This window comes from Amycolatopsis sp. NPDC021455, from assembly GCF_040640995.1.
Taxonomy (GTDB): Bacteria; Actinomycetota; Actinomycetes; order Mycobacteriales; family Pseudonocardiaceae; genus Amycolatopsis.
The window spans coordinates 40,805-63,172 of sequence record NZ_JBFACT010000017.1; the positions used below are offsets into that span (position 1 = coordinate 40,805).

Annotated in this window: 22 protein-coding genes; 8 read left to right on the forward strand and 14 right to left on the reverse strand. The window is 72.9% G+C overall.

What is annotated here, in order from left to right; all coding sequences use genetic code 11:
- Positions 1-87: 87 nt before the first annotated feature.
- Complete coding sequence (locus tag AB0G28_RS21305) at positions 88-1,113, reverse strand: LLM class F420-dependent oxidoreductase (RefSeq protein WP_361091296.1); 1,026 nt, start codon at positions 1,111-1,113, stop codon at positions 88-90.
- A gap of 9 nt (positions 1,114-1,122) precedes the next feature.
- Positions 1,123-2,040: an oxygenase MpaB family protein gene (locus tag AB0G28_RS21310; RefSeq protein WP_361091299.1), complete on the reverse strand. Its 918-nt coding sequence runs from the start codon at positions 2,038-2,040 to the stop codon at positions 1,123-1,125.
- 85 nt (positions 2,041-2,125) lie between these two features.
- Between AB0G28_RS21310 and AB0G28_RS21315 the strand changes: the two genes are divergently transcribed.
- The 3 genes from AB0G28_RS21315 (at position 2,126) to AB0G28_RS21325 (ending at position 5,475) form a co-directional block, all read left to right on the forward strand.
- Entirely contained in the window at positions 2,126-2,716 is a 591-nt protein-coding gene (locus AB0G28_RS21315) for a TetR/AcrR family transcriptional regulator (RefSeq protein WP_361091302.1), read from the forward strand.
- Positions 2,717-2,773: 57 nt separating this feature from the next.
- On the forward strand, positions 2,774-3,559 hold the full coding sequence (locus tag AB0G28_RS21320; RefSeq protein ID WP_361091304.1) for an IclR family transcriptional regulator: 786 nt from the start codon (positions 2,774-2,776) through the stop codon (positions 3,557-3,559).
- Between the two features lie 95 nt (positions 3,560-3,654).
- Positions 3,655-5,475: a glycosyl transferase gene (locus AB0G28_RS21325; protein WP_361091307.1), complete on the forward strand. Its 1,821-nt coding sequence runs from the start codon at positions 3,655-3,657 to the stop codon at positions 5,473-5,475.
- Here AB0G28_RS21325 and AB0G28_RS21330 read toward each other — a convergent pair.
- The 6 genes from AB0G28_RS21330 to AB0G28_RS21355 form a co-directional block, all read right to left on the reverse strand.
- Positions 5,472-6,623, reverse strand: a complete 1,152-nt coding sequence (locus tag AB0G28_RS21330) for an LLM class flavin-dependent oxidoreductase (RefSeq protein ID WP_361091310.1) — start codon at positions 6,621-6,623, stop codon at positions 5,472-5,474. The genes AB0G28_RS21325 and AB0G28_RS21330 overlap by 4 nt on opposite strands.
- The gene (locus AB0G28_RS21335) at positions 6,620-7,630 is read right to left on the reverse strand and encodes an ABC transporter substrate-binding protein (RefSeq protein WP_361091313.1); all 1,011 of its coding nucleotides are present in this window, start codon (positions 7,628-7,630) and stop codon (positions 6,620-6,622) included. Before AB0G28_RS21335 ends, AB0G28_RS21330 begins: the two co-directional genes overlap by 4 nt.
- On the reverse strand, positions 7,617-8,315 hold the full coding sequence (locus AB0G28_RS21340; protein ID WP_361091316.1) for an ABC transporter ATP-binding protein: 699 nt from the start codon (positions 8,313-8,315) through the stop codon (positions 7,617-7,619). Before AB0G28_RS21340 ends, AB0G28_RS21335 begins: the two co-directional genes overlap by 14 nt.
- Positions 8,300-9,112, reverse strand: coding sequence for an ABC transporter permease (locus AB0G28_RS21345; protein ID WP_361091319.1), 813 nt, complete (start codon positions 9,110-9,112; stop codon positions 8,300-8,302). Before AB0G28_RS21345 ends, AB0G28_RS21340 begins: the two co-directional genes overlap by 16 nt.
- A gap of 125 nt (positions 9,113-9,237) precedes the next feature.
- Positions 9,238-9,948 carry an MBL fold metallo-hydrolase gene (locus AB0G28_RS21350; protein WP_361091322.1) on the reverse strand — a complete coding sequence of 237 codons (711 nt, stop codon included), beginning with the start codon at positions 9,946-9,948 and terminating at the stop codon, positions 9,238-9,240.
- Positions 9,949-10,855: 907 nt separating this feature from the next.
- The gene (locus AB0G28_RS21355; protein ID WP_361091325.1) at positions 10,856-11,737 is read right to left on the reverse strand and encodes a LysR family transcriptional regulator; all 882 of its coding nucleotides are present in this window, start codon (positions 11,735-11,737) and stop codon (positions 10,856-10,858) included.
- Positions 11,738-11,812: 75 nt separating this feature from the next.
- Between AB0G28_RS21355 and AB0G28_RS21360 the strand changes: the two genes are divergently transcribed.
- The gene (locus AB0G28_RS21360) at positions 11,813-12,448 is read left to right on the forward strand and encodes a dihydrofolate reductase family protein (protein ID WP_361091328.1); all 636 of its coding nucleotides are present in this window, start codon (positions 11,813-11,815) and stop codon (positions 12,446-12,448) included.
- Here the strand turns inward: AB0G28_RS21360 and AB0G28_RS21365 are convergent.
- Positions 12,402-13,376 carry a zinc-binding dehydrogenase gene (locus tag AB0G28_RS21365; protein WP_361091331.1) on the reverse strand — a complete coding sequence of 325 codons (975 nt, stop codon included), beginning with the start codon at positions 13,374-13,376 and terminating at the stop codon, positions 12,402-12,404. The genes AB0G28_RS21360 and AB0G28_RS21365 overlap by 47 nt on opposite strands.
- Positions 13,377-13,442: 66 nt before the next feature.
- Between AB0G28_RS21365 and AB0G28_RS21370 the strand changes: the two genes are divergently transcribed.
- A complete protein-coding gene (locus AB0G28_RS21370; protein ID WP_361091334.1) occupies positions 13,443-14,012 on the forward strand; it encodes a helix-turn-helix domain-containing protein in 570 nt (189 codons plus the stop codon).
- Here the strand turns inward: AB0G28_RS21370 and AB0G28_RS21375 are convergent.
- Positions 13,944-15,107: a hypothetical protein gene (locus AB0G28_RS21375; RefSeq protein ID WP_361091337.1), complete on the reverse strand. Its 1,164-nt coding sequence runs from the start codon at positions 15,105-15,107 to the stop codon at positions 13,944-13,946. The two genes, AB0G28_RS21370 and AB0G28_RS21375, sit on opposite strands and share 69 nt — an antisense overlap.
- Positions 15,108-15,529: 422 nt before the next feature.
- A complete protein-coding gene (locus AB0G28_RS21380) occupies positions 15,530-16,042 on the reverse strand; it encodes a DinB family protein (protein WP_361091340.1) in 513 nt (170 codons plus the stop codon).
- A 51-nt stretch (positions 16,043-16,093) separates the two neighbouring features.
- Between AB0G28_RS21380 and AB0G28_RS21385 the strand changes: the two genes are divergently transcribed.
- Genes AB0G28_RS21385 through AB0G28_RS21395 form a run of 3 tightly spaced genes read left to right on the forward strand, consistent with a single transcriptional unit; the run spans position 16,094 to position 20,417 of the window.
- Complete coding sequence (locus AB0G28_RS21385; RefSeq protein WP_361091342.1) at positions 16,094-16,945, forward strand: hypothetical protein; 852 nt, start codon at positions 16,094-16,096, stop codon at positions 16,943-16,945.
- 53 nt (positions 16,946-16,998) lie between these two features.
- Positions 16,999-18,669 (forward strand): ABC transporter ATP-binding protein, encoded by a 1,671-nt coding sequence (locus AB0G28_RS21390; RefSeq protein ID WP_361091345.1) that lies wholly within the window; start codon positions 16,999-17,001, stop codon positions 18,667-18,669.
- Positions 18,666-20,417: an ABC transporter ATP-binding protein gene (locus AB0G28_RS21395; RefSeq protein ID WP_361091348.1), complete on the forward strand. Its 1,752-nt coding sequence runs from the start codon at positions 18,666-18,668 to the stop codon at positions 20,415-20,417. Before AB0G28_RS21390 ends, AB0G28_RS21395 begins: the two co-directional genes overlap by 4 nt.
- A gap of 218 nt (positions 20,418-20,635) precedes the next feature.
- On the opposite strand, the gene AB0G28_RS21400 is transcribed toward AB0G28_RS21395, so the two are convergent.
- Genes AB0G28_RS21400 through panD form a run of 3 tightly spaced genes read right to left on the reverse strand, consistent with a single transcriptional unit; the run spans position 20,636 to position 22,366 of the window.
- Positions 20,636-20,845: an MbtH family protein gene (locus AB0G28_RS21400; protein ID WP_361091351.1), complete on the reverse strand. Its 210-nt coding sequence runs from the start codon at positions 20,843-20,845 to the stop codon at positions 20,636-20,638.
- 11 nt (positions 20,846-20,856) lie between these two features.
- Positions 20,857-21,882: an ABC transporter substrate-binding protein gene (locus AB0G28_RS21405; RefSeq protein ID WP_361091354.1), complete on the reverse strand. Its 1,026-nt coding sequence runs from the start codon at positions 21,880-21,882 to the stop codon at positions 20,857-20,859.
- Positions 21,883-21,922: 40 nt separating this feature from the next.
- On the reverse strand, positions 21,923-22,366 hold the full coding sequence (gene panD, locus AB0G28_RS21410) for an aspartate 1-decarboxylase (RefSeq protein ID WP_361091357.1): 444 nt from the start codon (positions 22,364-22,366) through the stop codon (positions 21,923-21,925).
- Positions 22,367-22,368: the final 2 nt, after the last annotated feature.

The following is a 22,368-nucleotide window of genomic DNA, read 5'->3' on the forward strand; positions in this document are numbered from 1 at the left end:
CCTCCTCGAAACGGTGCACACCCGGTGGTCGAGGGGAATCGTGCCATCGGGGTGACCCGGGACACGACAGCGACCCGCGCTAGTCAGTCACGAAAGGGCGTCGGCGATCTTCACCAGTGCCGCGGCGTCACCGCGCACCAGCAGTTGCGTGACGACCGTTTCCTCCCACGCCTGCAGCTCGTCGCGGATCTTCGCCGGCGGCCCGATCAGCGAGGTGTCCTCGACCAGCGACGTCGGGATCGCGGCCGTCGCCTCCTCCTTGCGGCCGGCCAGGTACAGCTCCTGCACCTTGTCGGCGACGTCCTCGTAGCCGAGCCGGGCGAAGACGTCGTGGTGGAAGTTGACGCTCTTCGCGCCCATCCCGCCGATGTAGAGGGCGAGCGACGGCTTCATCCAGCTCGCCGCCTCCTCGACGTCGTCGTGCACGATCACCGGCACCGAGCACGGCACCTCGAACGTCTCCAGGGTGTGCCGGGCGCCCGGCCGGGCGAAGCCCTCTTCCAGTGCGGCCTTGTAGAAGCCGTTGCTCTTGGGCGAGAAGAACATCGGCAGCCAGCCGTCGGCGATCTCCGCGGCCAGTGCGACGTTCTTCGGGCCCTCGGCGGCCAGGTGGATCGGGATCTCCTTGCGCAGCGGGTGCACCGTCGGCTTCAGCGGCTTGCCGAGTCCGGTGCCGCCCTTGAGCGGCAGCTGGAAGAACTGGCCGTCCAGGGTCACCGGGGCTTCGCGCGCGATCACCTGCCGGACGATGTCGACGTACTCCCGGGTCCGGGCGAGGGGCTTCGGGTACGGCTGCCCGTACCAGCCCTCGACGACCTGCGGGCCGGACGCGCCGAGCCCCAGCACCATCCGGCCGCCCGAGAGGTGGTCGAGGGTCAGCGCGTGCATCGCGGTCGCGGTCGGGGTGCGCGCGGCCATCTGGACGATGTTCGTGCCGAGCCGGATGCTGCTGGTCGAAGCGCCGTACCAGGCCAGCGTCGTGAACGCGTCCGAGCCGTACGCCTCCGCCGTCCACACCGAGTCGAAGCCGAGCTCCTCGGCCTTGAGGACGGCCTCCAGCGCGCCCGGGGTCGGGCCGCTGCCCCAGTATCCGATGTGGAATCCCAGCTTCACGAAGGCCTCCTAGACGTTCGGCGCGTAGTGCTCGGGTTTGCCCCGCTCGGACAGCGGCGGCAGGTTCCTGGGTGGAGTCTCGACCAACGGCGCGTCCGGAGCCACCTCGCCGCGCTCGCGGCGCCAGCCGGCGCGGGCTCGCGGGTGGTAGCGGCGGTCGTGCGGGACGAGCTTGAAGACGGCGTTGACCAGCTTCCCGAACCGGCGGTGGCGCCGCGCGTCGCGTTCGGACCAGCGGAAGCCGAGCAGGTCGCGGACCTCGCGGTCGTAGAGGCCGATCGTCAGCCAGACGAAGTTGCGCGCGATCACGCGCTGGACCGGCCGCCACAGCGCGTCCGGCAGCCAGGGCAGGAACGGCGGCTTGCCGAGCCCGCGGATGTCGAGGACGTCCCGGGTGGCCTTGTTGTCCTCCAGGACCTCGGTGCACATGTGCTTCCAGTAGCGCTGGAAGTCCTCCCAGCTCTCCGGCACCGGCCGCAGGGTCATGTCGTACATCCGCCACCACGTGACGTGCTCGTCGAACAGCCGCCGCTTCTCCGCCTCGCCGATGCCGCCCATGAAGTGGTCGGCGATGAGGATCGTGCTGACGAAGAACGTGGCGTGCGCCCAGTAGTAGGTGTCCGGGTCGAGCGCGTGGTAGCGGCGGCCGCGCGCGTCGACGCCCTTGATGCGGTCGTGGTAGCCGCGGACCTCGAGGGCGGTCCGGTGCGCGCGCGGGCCGTCGTAGACCACCCCGCCGATCGGGTAGAGCGAGCGGAACAGCCGCTGCCAGCGCTCCTCGAAGAACCGCGAGTGCTGCTCGACGCCGGCGCCGAGGCCGGGGTGCATGTTCTGCATCGACCCGGCCCACAGGCCGATGAGCAGGCCGCGCCAGTCGCCGAAGTACTTCCAGGTCAGCGAGTCCGGACCGAGCGGTTCGGGTTCCATCGCGCGCTCCTCGTCGAGTCGAAATTGACTACGGCTGTTGTCAGGCTAGGATCTGACAACAGTTGTAGTCAACCGAGGAGCCGCCATGCCGGGCCGCACGTGGGCGGGCACGACGCTGGACGACCGGAAGGCGCTGCGGCGCGAGCAGCTCCTGGCCGCGGGCCTGGAGCTGCTGGGCACCGAGGGCTCGGCCGCGACGAGCGTCCGCGCGGTGTGCCGGCACGCGAAGCTGACCGAGCGCTACTTCTACGAGAGCTTCGCCGACCGCGAAGAGCTCGTCGCGGCGGTGTACGAGCACGTCGGCGAGCAGGCGCGGCAGGCGCTCGTCGACGCCGTCCGGGACGCCCCGACCGCCGTCCTGCGGGCCGAGCACGCCGTGCGCGCGTTCGTCGAGCTGATCGTCGACGACCCGCGCAAGGGCCGCGTCCTGCTGCTCGCCCCGCTGACCGACCCGGCACTGACCCGCCGCGGCCTGCACCTGCTGCCGGTGTTCGCCGCGCTCGTCGGCGAGCAGCTGTCCCACGGCGACGAGGTCGAACGCCGGATGATCGCGATCGGGCTGGTCGGCGCGCTGAGCAACGTCTTCATCGCCTACCTCGACGGCTCGCTGAAGGTCTCGCGCGAGCGGCTCGTCGCGCACTGCGTGAAGCTCGTCCTCGGCGCCGACGACCACTGACCTCACCTCCGCGCTGACCTCGTGACACTCGCGCGGCGGATGGGGCACACTCAACCCATGCGTACCGCTGGGCGGAACGAGGGCGCGAGCGGCGACGGCCTGGTGGCGACCCGGCTCGCCGCGCTCCTCGAAGCCTTCCGGCCCGGTGACGAGACCCTCGGCGTCTCCGAACTGGCCCGCCGGACCGGGCTGGCCAAGACGACCGTGCACCGGCTCGTCGGGCACCTCACCGAAACGGGCCTGCTCGAACGCGAGGACGGCGCCGTGCGGCTCGGGCTGCGGCTGTTCGAAATCGGCCAACTGGCCTCGCCCCGCCGCGGGCTGGTCGAAGCAGCCCGGCCGTACCTGGCCGACCTGCGCGAGGCGACACGCAACACCGTGCACCTGGCGATCCTCGAACGCACCGAAGTGGTGTACCTCGACGTGCTGCGCGGCCCGGACGCGCCGACGCTGCCCTCGCGCATCGGCGGCCGGTTCCCCGCGCACGCCACCGGGGTCGGCAAGGCGATCCTGGCGTTTTCCCCGGAATCCGTGGTGAACCAGGTCATCGACGCCGGATTGCCCCGGGTGAGCGCGCGGACGATCACCGCACCCGGGCTGCTCCGCCGTCAGCTCGCCCGGGTGCGGGAGGACGGAGTCGCCTTGGAGCGCGAGGAATCCGGCGTCGGCGTCGTGTGCGCGGCCAGCCCGCTGCTCGACTCCCGCGGCGTCGCGGTGGCGGCGGTCTCCATTTCCGGCTGGGCCAACCGGATGCGGACCGAACGGGTCGCCCCGGCCGTCCGTACGGTCGCCCTCGCGTTGACCCGGACACTCTCCGGATCCACTGCGGAAGGTCGGAAATAATCTTGCGGGGCAACGCTTTCCGCCGGGCTAGGCCGTCCGGCTGACGTCCCCGGCCCGCGCTGGACGGCGATCCGGGGCCCGCTACGATCCGTGCAATGGCGCAGCACAGCCGGGAAACGCGCGACCGCTCCCCCGCGATCCTTCCCGGGCCGGGCATCCGGACTTCGGCCGCGCACCGGTTGCTGTCGCTCGACATCCTGCTCGCATTGCTGGCCCTGACCGGCGGTTTGCGCGTGCTCTACCTCGCGGCTCCCGAGCCCGTCCTGCCGTCGGAGGCCGCCACCGTCGCCCACGCCTACGCGCTCGGCCACCTCACGTCCTTCACCGACGCGGGCGGCGCGGGGATCAGCCGGTTCGGCTGGCTGCAGCTCGGGGCCTGGACGATGGTTTCGGACGCCTTCGGGCGCTCGGCCACGGCACTGGCCGCGGTCCGCGAAACCATGCTGGTCGCCGCGGTCGTCGCCGCCGTGCTGCTGTGGTTCCTGGCGCGCCGGCTGGGCCTGACGCACTGGGCGTCGGCGGCCGCGGTGGTGTTCGTGGCCGCGTCCCCGCTCGCGCTCGGCCTGCAGCGGCTGGTCCTCGTGGAGCACCTGGCGGTGGTGTGGGCGCTGGGCGCGCTGGTGCTGATCACCCGGCCGGACGCCCGGATCCGGCACGACGTCGTGGCCGCGTTCTGCCTGCTCGCGGCGGTCCTGACCTCACCCCTGGCGCTGCTGTTCCTGCCCGCGGCCGGCTGGCTGCTGGTGCGGCGCGCGCCGATCCGGGCGGCGCTGGTGACGGTGCTGCTCAACCTCGGGCTGGGCATCGCGTACGGTCCGGCGGGCGGCGTGCTCCAGCCGCACCTCGCCGCGGACGGTCACCCGACGGCCGCCGACTGGGCGGCACTGGACCCGGCCTGGGCGGTGCTGTCGGCCGTCGCCCTGGTGGCCGGGCTCGTGTTCGGCGCCCTGCGGCCGTTCGCGGTGTCCGGCCTGCTGCTCGCCGCGACCCTGCTCGTCCCCGGCGTGCAGCACACCGCCGTGCTCGCCCTGCTGCTGCCGGTGACGCCACTGCTGCTGGCCGGGGCCGCCCAGGCCGTCCTCCGGCGGCGCACCCCGGCGCACCTGTCGGACCCCGGCCGCGCGCGGCGGACCGGGCTCGTGGTCACCGCCGTCGCCGCGGTGGTGGCCGTCGCCGCCGGCTGGTCCTTCGGCTACCCGGCGCTGCAGCCCTCGACCGACCGGTCCGGCCCGCTCACCGAAGCGCAGAAATGGCTGCGGGACAACGCTTCCGGCGCCACCTTGCTGGTCGACGACGCGGCGTGGGCCGAGCTCGCGAACGCCGGCTGGCCGACCGGCATGCTGGCCCCGCCCGCCGCCTGCGTCCACGTCTGCCCACCCGCCGAGTGGGCCGTCTTCTCCGGCGACGTGACCGGGCTGCGGGAGCGTTACCCGGCGCTCGACACCGCGTTGACCGGTGCCGGGACGACCGCGGTGTTCGGCACGCGCGACCGCCGGGTCACCGTCCGGCGCCTCGGGCTGCCCCCGCCCGACCCCACCGCGCCGCCGGAAGCGCCGGCCCGGGCCCACGCCGGCGCGGCGCTGACGGCGTCGGCCCGGATCTCCCTGGCCCCGGACGCCGCCGCCGTGCTCCGCGAAGGGCGCGCGGACCCGCGGCTCATCGCGACGATCGCCGCGCTGTCGGCCCTCCAGCAGGTCACGGTCGCGGCCTTCCCCGAGGTCCCGGGCGAGGACCCCGCCGGGCAGCCCCGCCGCCGGGTGCTGCTGACCGGCGGCGAGGACGGCGTGGCGGCGTTCTACACCGGCCAGCGCGACCTGTTCCGCCCGGCTTCGGTCACGCGGACCGAAGCCGGGGTGCTCGTCACCTACCCGCTGTTCGCGCCGCCCGGCCTGCTCGTCCCCTTCCAGGCTCCCTAAAGCGCGGCGACGTTCCGCTCCGGGTGCGACGGCCGGCGCAGCGCCGGGACGTCCGCCAGCAGACCGCGCCGGGCCAGCTCCGGGCGGACGCCGTCGCCGAACCAGTAGGCCTCCTCGAGGTGCGGGTAGCCGGACAGCACGAACTCCGTGACGCCGATCGAGTGGTATTCCTCGATCAGGTCGGCGACTTCCTCGTGGCTGCCGACCAGTGCCGTGCCCGCGCCGCCGCGGACCAGGCCGACGCCGGCCCACAGGTGCGGGTGGATCTCCAGGCCGCGGACGCCGCCATCGGTCCGGCCGCCGTGCAGCGCGACCATCCGCTGCTGCCCCACCGACTCGCTGGCCGCCAGCTGCGCCTGCGCCTTGGCGACCTGCTCCGGGCTCAGCGCGTCGAGCAGCTTCTGCGCCTCCGCCCAGGCTTCGGCCGAGGTGTCGCGCGAGATGGTGTGCAGCCGGACGCCGAACCGGATCGGCCGGTCCCCCGCCAGCTCCCGCACTTTGCCGATCTTCTCCGCGACCTGCGCGGGCGGTTCGCCCCAGGTCAGGTAGACGTCGGCGTGCCGCGCCGCGACCGGCAGCGCGGCCGGCGACGAGCCGCCGAAGTAGATCGGCGGCACGGGATCCGGCGGGGCCAGCGTCGTCGCGCCTTCCACGCGGAGGTGCTCGCCGGTGAAGGTGAACGGCTCACCGGACCACACCCCGCGGACGATCGTGAGGAACTCGTCGGTGCGCGCGTAGCGGGCGTCGTGGTCGTGCCAGTCGCCGAAGCGGCGCTGCTCGACCGCGTCGCCGCCGGTGACGATGTTGAGCAGCACGCGCCCGTTCGACAGTCTTTGGAAAGTCCCGGCCATCTGCGCGGCCAGGGTCGGTGAGATGACGCCCGGGCGGAAGGCGACCAGGAACTTCAGCCGGGTGGTCTCGCGGATCAGCGCGGCCGTGGTGAGCCACGCGTCCTCGCACCACGTACCCGTCGGCGTCAGGACGCCCTCGAAGCCCTGCCGTTCGGCGGCGCGGGCAACCTGGGCCAGGTAGTCCAGGTCGGGGTCGCGCTGCGCCGCCGGGCCCGCGGACCGGTTGGCGTGGAAGCGTTCCACGATCGTGCGGCCGTCGCCGCTGGTGGGCAGGAACCAGTGTAGCCTGATGCTCATCCGTTGCTCCTCGCCTGGTCGAGGTCCGCGGCGAACCGCCGGTCGACGTACGCGGCGAAGTCCACCTTGCCCGGCAGAGTCTTCTCGTCGGTGAACGCGTCCGCCAGCTGCTGTTCGGACGCCACGACCGAGTCGTCCAGCGCGATCGGCTGGTCACGCCCGGCGTCGACGGCCTTCTGCGCCACCTCGAGCTTCAGCCCGGTTTCCTTGGCCCACGCCTGCGCCCACTGGTCGCGGTGGGTGTCGGCCCACTTCTGCGCCTTGACCACGCGCACCGCGAAGTCGCGCAACGCGGAGTTCTTGCCGGGATCGCCGAGCGCGGCCGTGCTCGCCGCCAGGAAGGCCAGGCCGTTCGAGGCGCCCCGGCCGTCGGCCAGCACCCGGGCGGCGGCCTCGAGCTGGGCCTGTGCGGTGTACGGGTCCCAGATCGCCCAGGCGTCGATGGTGTGCTGGGTGAACGCGGCGTAGGCCTCCGACGGCTGCAGGAAGCTCAGCTTGACGTCCTTCGTGGACAGTCCGTTCCGGTGCAGGGTGTTCAGCAGCTGCCCGTGGGCGGAGCTGCCCTTGGCCACGCCGATCGTCTTCCCCTTCAAGGAAGCGACGTCGCGCAGCGGCGAGTCCGGCGGGACGAGGATGGCCTCCCGTTCGACGTTGCTGCGCGCCACGCTGAGCACCTTGATCTTCGCCTTGGCCGCGGCCGCGAAGATCGGCGGGGTGTTGCCGACGCGCCCGGCGTCGATCGCCCCGGCCGAGGCGGCCTCCAGCAGCGGCGGCCCCGAGGTGAACGTCGCCCATTCGATCCGGTACGGCGTGCCCTGCAGCAGGTTCGCCGCGGTGAGCAGGGACTTCACCCCGCCCTTCTGGTCGCCGATCTTGAGCGTCACCTTCGCCAGGTCGGCCGCGCTCACCGGCCCCGGCACGGCGGCCGGGGCTTCCCCGGTCGCCGTCCCGCACGCGGACACGGCGAGGGCCGCCGCGACGACCAGTATTCCCTTACGCCACAGCATCTTCGGTCACTCCCAGGTCGGCCAGCACACGCCGGCGGAGGTCGTCGGTGGTCTCCCGTGGCCGGTGCGCGGCGACGATCCGGCCGCCGTCGAGCACCAGGACCCGGTCGGCGAGCCGCAGGGCCTCGTCGACGTCGTGGGTCACCAGCAGCACGCCCGGCCGGTGCCGCCGCCAGAGGTCCTGGACCAGCGTGTGCATCGCGATCCGGGTCAGCGCGTCGAGGGCGCCGAACGGCTCGTCGAGCAGCAGCAGGTCGGGTTCGCGCACCAGCGCGCGGGCCAGCGAGACGCGCTGGGCTTCCCCGCCGGACAGCGTGAGCGGCCAGTCGTCGGCGTGCTCGGCCAGGTGGACCTCGGCCAGGGCTTGGTCCGCGAGCGCCCGGTTGCGGGACTTCGTGACGCCGTCCTGGCGCAGGCCGAGGACGACGTTGCGCCAGACCTTCCGCCACGGCAGCAGCCGGGGCTGCTGGAAGGCGACCGAAACGGTTCCGGTGACTTCGGCGCTGCCTTCGATCTCGTCGTCGAGCCCGGCCAGGACGCGCAGGAGCGTCGACTTGCCGGAGCCGCTGCGGCCGAGCAGCGCGACGAACTCGCCGCGTCCGACGGTCAGGTCGAGTCCCTTGAGGACGGTCCGGTCGCCGAACCGCTTGGTGAGGTCGCGGACCTCGGCTACCGGGTTCGCCACCGCAGCACCTTCCGTTCGGCCAGCCGGACCAGCGCGTCGGTGACCAGGCCGAGCAGGGCGTAGAGGACCAGCCCGACGACCACGACGTCGGTGCGCAGGAACTCGCGCGCGTTGTTGATGAGGTAGCCGACGCCGGCGTCGGCGTTCACCGTCTCGCCGACGATCAGCGCGAGCCAGGCGAGGCCGAGCGACTGCCGCAGCCCGACGAGCGCCTGCGGCAGCGCGCCGGGCAGGATGACGTGCCAGAGCCGTTCCGCCCGGGTGAACCCGAGGGCCCGGGAAGCTTCGACGAGGTTCGGGTCGGCGCCGCGGATTCCCGAGTGGACGTTGAGGTAGAGCGGGAAGGCCACGCCGAGGGCAACCAGGACGATCTTCGTCTCTTCGCCGATGCCGAACCACAGGATGAACAGCGGGATCAGGCCGAGGAACGGCAGGGTGCGCAGCATCTGCACCGGCGGGTCGACCAGTGCCTCGCCCCAGCGGGACAACCCGGAGACGATGCCGAGCAGGACTCCGGCGGCCGCACCGAGCGCGAAGCCGGCGCCGACGCGGCCGAGCGAAACGGCGAACGCGTCGCCGAGTTCGCCGCTGCGGGCGACTTCGACGCCCGCCCGCACGACCGTCCACGGTGAACTGAGCTTGTCGGACGGCAGGAGTCCGGTGGCGCTGGCGATCTGCCAGGCGGCGACCAGCACGACCGGGCTGATCCAGCGCCGGAGGTCGGGCCGCCGCACGGCCTTGCGCGGCAGCTCTTGTTTTCGGGCGCGTGGCAGCACGCCCGTGGTGGAAATCGACACGGATTTCTCCCGGGGACGGGGACTTTCTCGCTTGCGTGATCCCGACCTTCGGACCCCCGGGAGGGGAAGTCAATCCGCGCCCACTCCGTGAACAGGCGGCGTTTCAGCCCGTGGAACGGCTTGTCTCAGCCGCCGAACATGACTTTCCATTCCTCGGGCGAGCGCGGCCGGTAGACGAAGTTGGTCCGCTTCACCTCCGACAGCGCGGCCGACGGTTCGGCCGAGTACTGGTGCCCGGGGTAGACGACCGGGTCGCCGGGCAGCCCGGCGAGCGCCTGCAGGCTGCGGTAGATCTCCTCGGCGTCGCCGCCGGGGAAGTCGGTGCGGCCGCAGCCTTCGAGGAACAGCGTGTCGCCGGAGACGAGCTTGTCCTCGACGAGGAAGCACTGGCTGCCCGGCGTGTGCCCGGGCGTGTGCAGCAGCCGGATCGGGATCGCCCCGACCTCGAGGACGTCGTCGTGGTCGTGGGCGCGCAGGTCGGTCCCGGAGACACCGGTGACCCGCCGGACCCACTCGGTCTCGGCGCCGTTGACGTGGATCGGCACCGGCTCGATGGCGAGGAGCTCGGCGATGCCGGGCAGCGAGAAGCCGAGCATCTCGCCGCCGACGTGGTCGGGGTGGTGGTGGGTGGCGAGCACCCCGGTCAGCCGCATGCCGTCGCCGGCCAGGACGTCCAGCAGGTCCCGCACCGCGTAGGCCGGGTCGACGATGACGGCGTCCCCGGTTTCGCGATCGCCGATCAGGTAGGCGAAGTTCAGCATCTGCGTCGCAACGGCGTCCCCGACGGCGAAGTCCCGGCCGGCGAGCAGCTGCCGGAAGTAGAGCCGATCAGTCATGCCGGTCACCTTACGGCCCGTCCTCAGCCCGCACCGAATTAACCTCTGACCTGCACAAACACGCCCGACAGGTGTCATGGGCACCGGGGCTTCGCCAGGCCCTCACCACCGCTCGCGCGATCGGGTATCCTGACGTCGGCGTCAAGGCACAGGAGCCAGGGCCCCAGGCGAGCGCGATGCCACCATCGTGCGCGACGCTCGTCAGGGAGTACAGCCCTTAGGACCGCGACGACTGCTGCCCACGTAGGGCAGGTTGGTAGAGCGGAAGAAGTTCAGGCGTCAAGCCCGGACTCTTTCGAGGTAGAAGCACCTGTCCATAGTCGAGACAGGATGCGTCTCGCCTGACCTGCTGAGGTGCAAACAGCGGGCCAACCGGGGCCGGGACGCATGAGCAGTACGCGCCGATGAAGTTTCGGCCGAGCTGGGCAAAACGCGACACCACCCTTAACCGGCCGGTGGGGACGCCCCGGGACTCGTCGGCGGTGAGGGCTGTGCGTGTCTGTCGAGGTCGTCTTCTCTCGTATCGCGAGCATGTCCGCAGGAAGCCTGTGGGCGCTCGTCTTCTTACTACTCGTAGTGCTCGGCGGCGCGTGCGTACTCTCAAAGCGGCGACGCGAGGGTGAGGGCCTCCGCATGAAATTCCTCGGATTGATCGAGATCGAATTCAAACCCCGGTCTGAGACGAAGGCGATCGAACCACCTTCTGACACGCTCCCGCCGGACTAGACGGCGTACAAGAGTGTGTCGTGCAATAACCACGTCGTGACAGAACGACGTGCGGACGCACACGCGGGGGTCCAAAAAGGACGCCCGGCATGCGCCGGACTACTCCAGAGACATACGAAGAAACACCAGGTGAGACGACCGACTAATTACGGAAATAGAGCCGATCAGTCATGCGGACACCCTACGGGCCACTCCGCGCCGGCTCGGCCGCCTCGGCGAGCGCGGCCAGCACGGCGGCGACCGCGGGCGGGTCCGGCGGGTCGCCGTAGGTGGCCGCGTGGATCCGGCGGTGGACGCCGGGCAGCTCGGTGGCGTGGACATCGGGCCGGCGATGGGCGGCGAGCGCGAGACCGGGCAGCGTGGCGACACCGAGGCCGGCCGCCACCAGGGCTTGCACCACCACCATGTCGTCGCTGTGCGCGGTGACGCGCGGGGTGAAGCCGGCATTGCCGCACACGGCGGCCAGCTCGCCCCGGCACCGGTCGCAGCCGCCGATCCAGGCGGAGTCGCGGTGGTTCGCCAGGCTGTCGCCGGGGTGCCTGCTGATGAGGTGGATCGGGTCGTCGGCGAGGTGCCGGAAGCGGAATCCCTCGTCCTCGAGCGGCGCGCCGGCGTGCTGGAAGACCAGGGCGACGTCGATCTCGCCGCGGCGCAGCAGGTCCAGTGCTTCCACCGGGTGCCGGTCGGACAGGCTCAGTTCCAGCCCCGGGTGCGCCCGCGCCAAAGCGGCGGCGGCTTCCGGTACCAGCGTGCTCAGCGTGGAGGCGTTGGCGGCCAGCCGGACCCGCCCGGCCCGCAGGCCGACCTGCGCGGCCAGCTCACCCGCCGCCGCGTCCACCCGGCCCACGATCTCGGCGGCGCGGCCGGCCAGCAGGCGTCCTTCCGGTGTCAAGCGGATGCCGCGGCCGGTTCGCTGCAGGAGCTTGGCGCCGGTAGCCGTCTCCAGGCGGGCCAGGTGATGGCTCACCGACGGCTGCGAATAGTGGAGCTCGCGGGCCGCCTCGGTCACCGACCCGTGCCGGGCCACCGCGGCCAGGACCTTGAGCTGGACCAGGCTGAGCACTCATCGAGGATATCAATGATTCGGCCCGCGAATTGACATTGGACGTCATGTCGGGTCCGGGCCATCCTGGTTCGCATGACCACACGGACAGGCAAGGTGACCTGCGACCTCACCATCACAGCCGACGGGTACGCGGCCGGGCTCCACCAGACCGAGCAGCGCCCGTTCGGCGACGACGGCGGGGACGGCTGGGGGGACAAGCTGCACGCCTGGTTCGCGGAGGGCCGCGACGAGCACCCGGCCGAGTTCGACCGGATGCTGACGGCGAAGGCGTTCATCATGGGGCGCAACATGTTCGGGCCGGTGCGCGGCGAGTGGGACCGCGCGTGGAAGGGCTGGTGGGGCGACAACCCGCCGTACCACGCCCCGGTCTTCGTGCTCACCCACCACCCGCGTGACCCGCAGCCGATGGACGGCGGCACGACGTTCCACTTCGTCACCGGCGGCATCGAGACCGCGCTGGACCGAGCCCGCGAAGCGGCCGGCGACGGCGACATCTCCGTCCACGGCGGCGCGGCCACGGTCAACCAGTACCTCGCCGCCGGCCTGATCGACGAACTGCGGCTGCACATCGCGCCGTTCACGCTCGGCGCCGGCGTCCGGCTGTTCGACGGCGTCCCGCCGCTGAACCTGGAGCAGCTGGAGTCGCGCGCGGCGGCCTCCGTCACGCACCTGAGGTATCGCGTCCTCCGCGGAAACTCCGCGTGGTGAGCACGATCCGGCCGAACACCTCGCCCGCGTCCAGCATCCGGTGCGCCCGTGCGGCCTGCTCCAGCGGCAGCACCTCGTGCACGACCGCGCGCAGGCCGGCGGAGAACAGCTCGGCGGTCACGGCCGTGCGGTCGGCCATGGGGACGGTGTCCGCGCTGAAGGTCGCGAACGACAGCGACTTCCGGAACGCCGTGAACAAGGCCTTCCCGAAGTCCGCGGGCGGGTCGCCGGCGACCGCGCCGACAGTCACCAGCCGCCCGTTCGGGTTGAGCCGGGCGAAGAACGCCGGGAGGCCCGGGCCGGCCACCACGTCGAGGATGACGTCGAAGCCCTCCGCTCCCCCGCCGTCGCGGCCGAGGACGTGCGTCGCGCCGAGCTCACGCAGGCGCTCGCCGCGTTCGGCCGACGACGTCGTGACCGCGATCGCTCCGGCACCGGCGCGGGCTGCGAGCTGGACCGCCGTGATCCCGATGCCGCCGGCCGCGCCGCGCACCAGCACCGACTCGCCGGGGGCGAAGCGGGCGTGGCGCAGGCCGAAGTGGGCGACCACCCCCGAGCTGCCGAGCGTCACCGCGTCGACGGGCGACAGGTTTCCCGGCAGCGGGACGAGCGTCTCGGTGGGGGACACCGCCTGCTCGGCGTAGCCGCCGCCCACGCCGGCGAACGCCCAGACGCGCCTTCCGAGCCAAGACGGGTCGACGCCGTCGCCGGTCTCGGTCACCGTGCCGGCGATCTCGCCGCCCAGGACGTGACCGTCCCGGAAGCCGTAGGCGGCGAGCGCCCCGCTCCGGATCAGGACGTCGACGCCGCCGACGCCGATCGCCTCGGTCGTGATGAGGACCTGCCCGGCGGCCGGGACCGGCACCGGCCGGTCCACGACCGCGAGCCCGTCCGGACCGCCGAACTCCCGCACCGCGACTGCTTTCACGTTCTCCTCCGATCGTCGCCGGCGGACGCTAACGGACGCCCCCGTCCGGTTGGCTAAAGTGAGGAAGTGACCGAGGTTTTGCCTCACCTCCGCCGCTCCGACGCCCGCGACAACCGCGAACGCATCCTCGAAGCGGCGCGGACGGTGTTCGCCGCCGACGGCCTGACCGTGCCGATGCGGGAGATCGCCCGCCGCGCCGACGTCGGCCCGGCGACGCTGTACCGCCACTTCCCCACCAAGGAGGCGCTGGCGACCGAGGCGTTCGCCGACCGGATGCGCGCGTGCTACGCGATCGTCGACGAGGCGCTGGCCGACCCCGACCCGGGACGCGGCTTCACTTCGATGGTCGAGCGGTTGAGCGAGCTGCACGCCCGCGACCGGGGCTTCACCGCGGCGTTCACGGCGGAGTTCCCGCACGCGCTGGATTTCACCGCGGACCGGGAACGCGCGGTGAAGTCGATCGCGGAGGTGACCCGCCGGGCCAGGGAAGCCGGTCACCTGCGCCCCGACGTCGAACTGGACGACGTGATCCTCGTCCTCCTGGCCAACAGCGGCCTCCAGGGCGCCTCACCGGCCGCCCGTGTCGCGGCTTCCCGGCGCTTCGCCGCCATCGCGATCAGGGGCTTGCGAGCCTGAGCCGGCCCACTGGTGGATGCTCCCCCGGTGCAATGCCGCGTACGCGCGGTCCCTGAGGACGTTCGCGTCGTGGTCGGACAGCGTCCGGTCCAGGGGGCGGAGGACCAGGCGGACGAGGAGGTTCTTCTGGTCCGGGCGCGCCCCGAGCCGGGCCAGCGCGGGCGGAGGCAGCTCCGCGCACGGCGTTTCCCGCCGGATCTCGACCGACTCGACGACGTCCGCGTCGGCGCCGAGGGCGTCGCGGACGCGGTCGCCGAGGTCCTCGGCCCGGTCGTCCGCGGCGACGGCGATCGAGAGGTCGCGGCGCACCGGGGGCAGGGCGGACACCGGCCGGTACGGCGCGAGGTCCGTCATCTGGGCGGCGACGGCCGGCTCGGCCGAGCGCAGCAGGCGGATGTCCGGGATGCCTTTGCGCAGCATCAGCATCCGGTCCAGGCCCATCCCGAGAGCGAGCCCGGACCAGCCGTCGCCGAGCCCGGCTCGCGCGAGGACGTCCGGGTGGGCCAGGCCGCACTCGGCGACCTCGACCCAGCCGCCGTCGTGCTCGACGTCGAGCTGAGCACCGTCCACTGTGTACGGATGACGGCGGGGTTCGAGCCGCCAGCCGCGGTCCGGGACGAGCGCGGCGGCCATCTCTTCGAGGTCCGTGCGGCGCACGGTGCCCCGGGTGATCCGCCACAGGTCGAGCTGGTGCGGGGTGCCGCTGTGCAGCCGGTCGATGCTGTCGCGGCGGTAGACGACGCCGGGGCACACGAGCAGGACGTCGTCGGCCGGGGCGGCCGCGAGGGCCCGCAGCGCGGCCGGGATCATGGCGGTGGAGTGGCTGCGCAGGACGTGGCCGTCGTCGACGTACCGGGTGTAGCGGGCGTCGCGGGTGACGTCGGCGGGGTCGTAGCCGAGGTGGTCGTAGTTGTCGGCGACGGTGACGATCCGATCGCCGGGCCACCACCGCACGGCACACGACCACCGGGCGGCCAGCGCCGCGACGGCCTGCTCGACGACGAGCTGGACAGCATGCGGCCCGGCGGCCGGATCGGTGAGATCACGCACGGCGAGGTCGCGGGCGAGCTGGGCCGGGGTGAGTGTTGCGGGCATGGGAAGACCTCCAAGGGTGGACGGCTGAGGGGAAACGACTCCCCCTGGCCCGGACACCCGGCGAGGTCAGTGCGGCCTGGGCTCGGCGAAAGCCGAACTCGCGGCGAACGACATGCCGTGGAATCGGAAAGCCGCTCAGGCCGAACCGCCCGGCGACACCGCTCAGGCACCACCGGCGGCGGACGTGGCACCGCAACCCCGCTGGCACCCGCGAGGGCCAGGGGGCCGGTAAATCGCCGGTGCTCCGCGACGACGGCCACGTACCCAGGATAACGACCCGGGCCACCGGGTTCCGACCGAACGAGTACGCCCGGCCGAACGCGCCCGAACCTCCCACAACCAGCCCGGCCCACCCCCGGGAACGGCCCGCCCACCAGCCCAGTCCGCCCAGCCCAGCCACCCCGGCCGACCTCATCCCTCCGTCACTCGCCCACCTCCCCGTCGGCCAGTTCGCGCAGCACGTCCAAGTGCCCCACGTGCCGCGCGGTCTCCTGCACCACGTGCGCCACCACCCAGCGGACCGTGAACTCCGCGCGCCGCCGGGTGCGGTCGTCCGGGCCCAGTCCGCGCAGGGCCTTCTCCGCCCGCGCCCACTCCGCCCGGTAGGCCGCCACCACCGATGCCGGGGTGTCCTCCGCGGTCAGGTCCCAGCTCGGGTCCGGGGTGCCCGCCCACAGCGACGGCAGGTCCGCCCCGCCCGCCTCGATGCACAGCCACCACCGCTCGACCGCGGTGAGATGCTTCACCACCCCGAGCGCGCTCATCCGCGGCGACGTCGGCAACGGCGTCGCCGCGGCCAGTTCCGCCGGCAGCCCGGCCACCTTGTTCACCGCCGTGGCCCGCAGGAACCGCAGGAAGTCCAGCTGCAGGCGCAGCTCGTCGGCGGCCAGCGGACCCGGCCACTGGCGATGCGTCTTCGAACCCGTGTTCGACATGCCGGGAACCTACCGCGCGGGTCCGACAAAATGCGCCATAGAGTGATCGGCATGTGGTGGGGACTGCTCTGCGCCTTGGGCGCCGCATGCGCGTACGGCGTGGCTTCGGTGATGCAGTCGGTCGCCGCGCGGGCGACGGACACCGGCACCGACGGTGTCGACCCGAAGCTGCTGGTCCGCGTGCTCGGCCAGGGGAAGTTCGTGCTCGGGCTGTCGCTGGACGTCCTCGGGTTCGTCGCCCAGATCGTCGCGCTGCACGTGCTGCCGCTGTTCGTCGTGCAGGCCGCACTCGCCGCGAGCCTCGCCGTCACGGCCGTCGCCGTCCGGTTCCTCGGCGTCCGGCTCGGCAGGCGGGAGTGGGCGGCCGTGGCCGTCGTGTGCGCCGGGCTCGCCCTGCTCGGCGCGGCCGCCGAGAGCGAGGGGTCCGATCCGGTCGGGCTGGGCTTCCGGCTCGTGCTCATCGGAGCCGTCGTCGTGCTGGCCGCGGCCGGGATCGCCGCGGGCAAGGCGAGCCGCCGCGTGCGGACGCCGGCGCTCGGGCTCGTCGCCGGGCTGAGCTTCGGCGTCGTCGCGATCGCCGGCCGGATCATCCCCAGCCTCGCGCCACTGGACCTGCTCACCGACCCGGCGACCTACGTCGTCGCGGTGGCCGGCGGGATGGCGATGCTGTTCTACGCGACGGCGTTGCAGCGCGGGAGCGTCACGACCTCGACCGCGATGATGGTGCTCGGCGAGACGGTGTTCCCCTCGCTGGTCGGGGTGCTGGTGCTCGGCGACCGCACCCGGCCCGGGTTCGTCTTCGTCGCCGTCGCCGGGTTCGTCCTCGCCGTGGCGGCCGCGCTCGCGCTGGCCCGGTTCGGCGAACCCGCCACCGAGCCGCGAACCGAGACCGTTTCCCCGTGAGCCTCTAACTTAGACTAGCCTTACCTATCCCAGCACAGGACAGGGAGGCTCGGGTGGGCACGACGGGACGGGAAGTCCTCCGCCGTTCGATCGCCGGGCAACGGCGGCCGGTGACGCTCTCGGCACTGCTGACCGCCTGCCACCAAGGCGGCGAAGCGCTGGTCCCGGTGGTGATCGGCGTGCTCGTCGACCAGGCCGTGGCCGACGGCTCGGTGAGCACGCTCCTGCTCTGGCTCGCGGTGCTGGGCGTCCTCTTCGCCGCGCTGTCGAACAGCTACCGGCTGGGCGCCCGGTTCGGCGAACGCGCCGCCGAACGCGCGGCGCACGACCTCCGGCTCGCGCTCGGCCGCCGGGTGCTCCACCCCGGCGGCGTCGCCGAGTCCGGCACCCTCGCGGGCGAGCTGGTGAGCGTCGGGACGTCGGACGCCAAGCGGGTCGGCACGGTCAACAGCGTGCTGCCGTTCGCCGTCGCGGGCCTGGCCGGGCTGCTCGTGAGCGCCGTCGCGCTGCTCACCATGTCACTGCCGCTCGGCCTGCTCGTCCTGCTCGGCACCCCGCCGATGCTGTACCTGGCCCACCTGATCGGGAAGCCTCTCGAGCGCCGCAGCGAGGCGGAGCAGGAGCGGTCCGCGTTCGCCTCCGGCGTCGCCACCGACCTCGTCGCCGGGCTGCGCGTGCTCAAGGGCATCGGCGCCGAACGCGCCGCCGTCGACCGCTACCGCCGGACCAGCCAGGACTCCCTGCGGGCGACGCTGCGCGCGGCCCGGGCCCAGGCCTGGCACAACGGCGCATTGCTCGCCCTCACCGGGACCTTCATCGCCGTGGTGGCGCTCGTCGGCGGAAACCTCGCCGCGGCGGGCGAAATCAGCGTCGGCGACCTGGTCGCCGCGGTCGGGCTCGCGCAGTACCTGATCACGCCGTTCACGCTCTTCACGTGGGTCAACGGCGAGCTGGCGCAGGGCCGGGCGTCGGCCGCGCGCATCGCGGACGTGCTGAACGCGCCGCCCGCCGTCGAAGGCGGTGACGCCACGCTGCCGGAACCGGCGGCCGGGCACGTGAAGCTGTCCGCACTGCGCCGCGGCGCCCTGCGTGACGTCGGCTTCGAAGCCCGGCCGGGCGAGCTGCTCGGCGTCGTCGCGACCGACCCGGCCGCCGCGACCGACCTGCTGGACTGCCTCGGCCGCGCCGCCGACCCCGACGGCGGTTCGGTGTCGGTCGACTCGGTCGATCTGTCCACTGTGGACCCCGGCCGGGTCCGCGAGGTCGTGCTGGTCGCCGCGCACGACGCGGACCTGTTCGCCGGGACGGTCGCGGAGAACGTGACGGCCGGGCCCCTCTCCGCCGAGGCGATGTCCGCGGCCGCCGTCGACGAGGTGGCGAGCGCGCTGCCCGGCGGCGTCGCGACCGCCGTCACCGAGCGCGGGCGGTCGCTGTCCGGCGGGCAGCGGCAGCGGGTCGCGCTCGCGCGGGCGCTCGCCGCCGACGCGCCGGTGCTGGTGCTGCACGACCCGACGACCGCCGTCGACACCGTCACCGAGGCCCGGATCGCCACGGGCCTCGCGCAGCTGCGGCGCGGCCGCACCACGATCCTCGTGACCACCAGCCCGGCGCTGCTCGCCGCGACCGACCGCGTCGTCCTGCTCGACGACGGGCGCGTGACCGGCGAAGGCAGCCACGCCGACCTGGCGGGCCGGGCCGACTACCGGGCGGCGGTGCTGTCGTGACCCGGGAACTCCTGCCGGTGGCCGACGGCCGCCGGATCCGCGCCGTGGTCGGCGAGCTGGTGGGCCGCTCCAAGGGCCGCGCCGCCGCCGCGTTCACGATGCTCGTCGCCGCCACCGCGATCGGCCTGCTCACCGCGCCCCTGCTCGGCCGGGTCGTCGACCTGGTCGCGACGCGCCGTCCGGCGGCCGAGCTCGTCACGCCGGTGGTGGGGCTGGTGCTCGTCGCGCTCGCCCAGGCGGTCGCGACCGCCGCCGGGGTGTCGCTGGTGGCGCGGCTGGGCGAGACGATCCTGGCCGAGCTGCGCGAACGCTTCGTCGAACGCGCCCTCGGGCTGCCGCTCGAACAGCTCGAACGCGCCGGCTCGGGCGACCTGACCGCACGCGTGACGAACGACGTCTCGGTCGTCGCCGAGGGAGTTCGGCAGGCACTGCCGGAGCTGGGCCGGTCGGTGCTGACCGTCGTCCTGACGCTCGGCGCGCTGGCGGTCCTCGACTGGCGCTTCCTGCTGGCCGCACTGGTCGCCGTGCCGATCCAGCTGTGGACCGTGCGGTGGTACGTGCCGCGCGCGAAGCCGTTGTACGCCTCGCAACGGGAGGCCGTCGGGGCGCAACAGCAGCAGCTGCTCGACACGATCGGCGGGGCCAAGACGGTCCGCGCGTTCCGGCTGGCCGACACCCACCTCGAGCGGGTGCGGGAGCGGTCCGACGCGGCCGTCTCGCTGGCCCTGCAGGGGATCCGGCTGGTGACGCGGTTCTATTCGCGGCTCAACCTCGCCGAGTTCGTCGGGCTGTCGGCGGTGCTGGCGATCGGGTTCCTGCTGGTCGGCGCGGACGCGGTGACGGTCGGCGTGGCGACGGCCGCGGCCCTGTACTTCCACAGCCTGTTCGGGCCGATCATGACCGCGCTGGCGCTGGTCGACGACGCGCAGGCGGCCGCGGCGAGCCTGGCGCGGCTGATCGGCGTCGCCGACCTGCCGGCCGAGACGTCGCCTTCGCGGCCGACGCGGCCGGTCGACGCGTCCGTGAAGATCGCGGGCGTCGGATATTCCTATGTGGACGGTCATCCGGCGCTGCGGGACGTCGACCTCGCCGTCGCGCCCGGCGAGCGGGTGGCGCTGGTCGGGGCGAGCGGGGCCGGGAAGACGACGCTGGCGAAGCTGATCGCCGGGATCCACCGCCCGGACGCGGGATCCGTCACGCTCGGCGGCGTCCCCCTGGACGAGCTGGGCCCGGAAGCCACGCGCCGGACGGTCGCGCTGATCAGCCAGGAGGTCCACGTCTTCGCGGGCCCCCTGGCCGAAGACCTGCGGCTGGCGCGCCCGTCGGCGTCGGATGACGAACTGCGGGCCGCGCTGGCGAAGGTGGGGGCGCTGACCTGGGCGTCGTCCCTCCCGGACGGACTGGCGACGGTCGTCGGCGAAGGCGGCCACCAGCTGACGGTGACGCAGGCTCAGCAGCTGGCGCTGGTCCGGCTGGTGCTGGCGGACCCGCCGATCGCGATCCTCGACGAGGCCACGGCCGAGGCGGGCAGCGCGGGCTCCCGGGTACTGGAGTCCGCGGCCGCGGCGGCGCTGGAAGGACGTACGGCCCTGGTGGTGGCACACCGCCTGACCCAGGCGGCGGCGTCCGACCGGATCATCGTCCTCGACGCGGGCGCCGTGGTGGAATCCGGAACCCACGACGACCTCGTGGCCGCGGGCGGCCAGTACGCGACGCTCTGGGCGGCCTGGTCGGGCCAGCGCACCTGACCCGTGTCGTCCCGCCAATCACGCGTGTCGACCCTCCAGACACGCGTGTCGACCCTCCAGGCACGCGAGCCGACCGTTCCGGTACACGGAACTCGCGTGATCAGGCGCGGTACTCGCGTGATTGAAGGCGGATATCGCGTGATTGGAGGGTCATCACACGTGATTGGGACGACGACACGCCGGGAGCCGACGGCTCCCGGCGTGTCGGGGGAAGAAGCTCAGGCGTCCATGGCTTCGGCCAGGGACTTCGGGCGCATGTCCGTCCAGTTGGTCTCCACGTGGTCCAGGCAGGACTGGCGGGACGAGGGGCCGAACGCGACCGTCCAGCCGGCCGGGACCTCGGCGAACTCCGGCCACAGGCTGTGCTGGTTCTCGGCGTTCACCAGGACCAGGTACGTCGCGGAGGGGTCTTCGAACGGGTTGGTCATCGCGGGCCTCCTCAGGCGGTGATGTCCGTGCGGGCACCCTTCACCAGCGCGGTCAGCTTCTGGATGACCGGCGTGGCGAGCAGGTGGTTGAAGCGCGGCTCGGCCGACCAGTCGCCGAGCTGGTTCGCCTTGACCGCGGGCAGCTGGTTCCACGTCGGGAACTGCGTCATCTGCGCGCGCGGCAGCGCGTACGACCGCGTGTCCGTGAGGATCAGGTCCGCCGGGTACTTGCCCGCCTGCTCCCAGGACAGCTGCTCCCAGTAGTCCTCGGTGCCGCCACCCGAGACGATGTCGAGCCCCAGCTCGCGGTAGTACGCGAGGTCGGCGAAGTACTCCGGCTTCGCGATGTACAGGCCGTCCTTGTCGCCGTACAGCACCAGGACCTTGAGCCCGGCCTTCTCCTTCGCCGCCGCGCGCAGGTCTTCGGACGCCTTGTCGAAGTCCTCCTTCGCCTTCTTCATGACGTCGGAGTTCGCGTCCCCGCCGAGCGCGACGGCCAGCTGCGAGTAGCGCTCGATCACCTTCGGCAGCGCGACCTTGTACTCCGAGAGCGCGACGATCGGCGCGATCTGCTGCACCTTCGGGCCGAGGTCGCCGGTCAGCACCCACATGTCCGTCGGCTTGGTGCCGGTCAGGCCGGTGACGACCAGGTCGGGCTTCAGCGCGGCGAACTTCTCCATGCTGAAGTCGTCCCACGCGTTGCCGATCGACGTGACGGTGTTCAGGTCGATGTTGCCGGCCTGGATCTCCTTGCCGCCGGAGGCCGTCTTCTGCGGGCCGAAGACGCCGACCGGGCGGACGCCGTAGTCCCACAGCGCGGCGGCCGAGCTGGCGTAGGCGACCACGCGGGCGGGACGCTGGTCGCGCGCCGCCTTCTGGCCGCGGTCGTCGGTGAACTCCCACGGACCGGAGGCGGCCGCGCCCGAAGACGACTTGCCGTCGCCGCACGCGGTGAGCGCCGCGGCCGCGGCGAGCCCGCCCGCCCCGATCAGGAATCCACGCCGGCTGAGCCCGGCAGCGCCTTGAAACACGGACATGAGACCCTCTCACCAAACCATTAGGATAGGCACACCTTATTTAGGGCATCCTCTCAAAAGCAACTGTGTCCGCCCCCACCCGGCCCGGGAGCTGCGCCGCGGCGCCGGGCACGGGCTCGGCCGGGTCGTGTCCCAGGTGGACCTGGCGGTTGTCGCCGTCCACGTGCACCACCCGCGGCCGGTGCCCGGCGCGCTCGGCCTCCTCCACCTGCGCGTAGGTGATGATGATGACGAGGTCGCCGGGGTGCACGAGGTGCGCGGCGGCGCCGTTGACGCCGATCACGCCGGAGCCCGGCTCGCCGGTGATGGCGTAGGTCTCCAGCCGGGCGCCGTTGGTGATGTCGACGACCTGGACCTTCTCCCCCTCGACGATGTCCGCGGCGGCCATCAGCTCGGCGTCGATGGTCAGCGAGCCGACGTAGTGCAGGTCGGCCTGCGTCACGGTGGCGCGGTGGATCTTGGCGTTCATCAGGGTGCGGTGCACGT

What these genes read in the sequence shown, in the direction of transcription:
- AB0G28_RS21310 (WP_361091299.1), bottom strand. Translation starts at nt 2,040, where the DNA reads ATGGAACCCGAACCGCTCGGTCCGGACTCGCTGACCTGGAAGTACTTC.
- AB0G28_RS21315 (WP_361091302.1), top strand. Translation starts at nt 2,126, where the DNA reads ATGCCGGGCCGCACGTGGGCGGGCACGACGCTGGACGACCGGAAGGCG.
- AB0G28_RS21320 (WP_361091304.1), top strand. Translation starts at nt 2,774, where the DNA reads ATGCGTACCGCTGGGCGGAACGAGGGCGCGAGCGGCGACGGCCTGGTG.
- AB0G28_RS21325 (WP_361091307.1), top strand. Translation starts at nt 3,655, where the DNA reads ATGGCGCAGCACAGCCGGGAAACGCGCGACCGCTCCCCCGCGATCCTT.
- AB0G28_RS21330 (WP_361091310.1), bottom strand. Translation starts at nt 6,623, where the DNA reads ATGAGCATCAGGCTACACTGGTTCCTGCCCACCAGCGGCGACGGCCGC.
- AB0G28_RS21335 (WP_361091313.1), bottom strand. Translation starts at nt 7,630, where the DNA reads ATGCTGTGGCGTAAGGGAATACTGGTCGTCGCGGCGGCCCTCGCCGTG.
- AB0G28_RS21350 (WP_361091322.1), bottom strand. Translation starts at nt 9,948, where the DNA reads ATGACTGATCGGCTCTACTTCCGGCAGCTGCTCGCCGGCCGGGACTTC.
- AB0G28_RS21360 (WP_361091328.1), top strand. Translation starts at nt 11,813, where the DNA reads ATGACCACACGGACAGGCAAGGTGACCTGCGACCTCACCATCACAGCC.
- AB0G28_RS21375 (WP_361091337.1), bottom strand. Translation starts at nt 15,107, where the DNA reads ATGCCCGCAACACTCACCCCGGCCCAGCTCGCCCGCGACCTCGCCGTG.
- AB0G28_RS21380 (WP_361091340.1), bottom strand. Translation starts at nt 16,042, where the DNA reads ATGTCGAACACGGGTTCGAAGACGCATCGCCAGTGGCCGGGTCCGCTG.
- AB0G28_RS21385 (WP_361091342.1), top strand. Translation starts at nt 16,094, where the DNA reads ATGTGGTGGGGACTGCTCTGCGCCTTGGGCGCCGCATGCGCGTACGGC.
- AB0G28_RS21400 (WP_361091351.1), bottom strand. Translation starts at nt 20,845, where the DNA reads ATGACCAACCCGTTCGAAGACCCCTCCGCGACGTACCTGGTCCTGGTG.
- AB0G28_RS21405 (WP_361091354.1), bottom strand. Translation starts at nt 21,882, where the DNA reads ATGTCCGTGTTTCAAGGCGCTGCCGGGCTCAGCCGGCGTGGATTCCTG.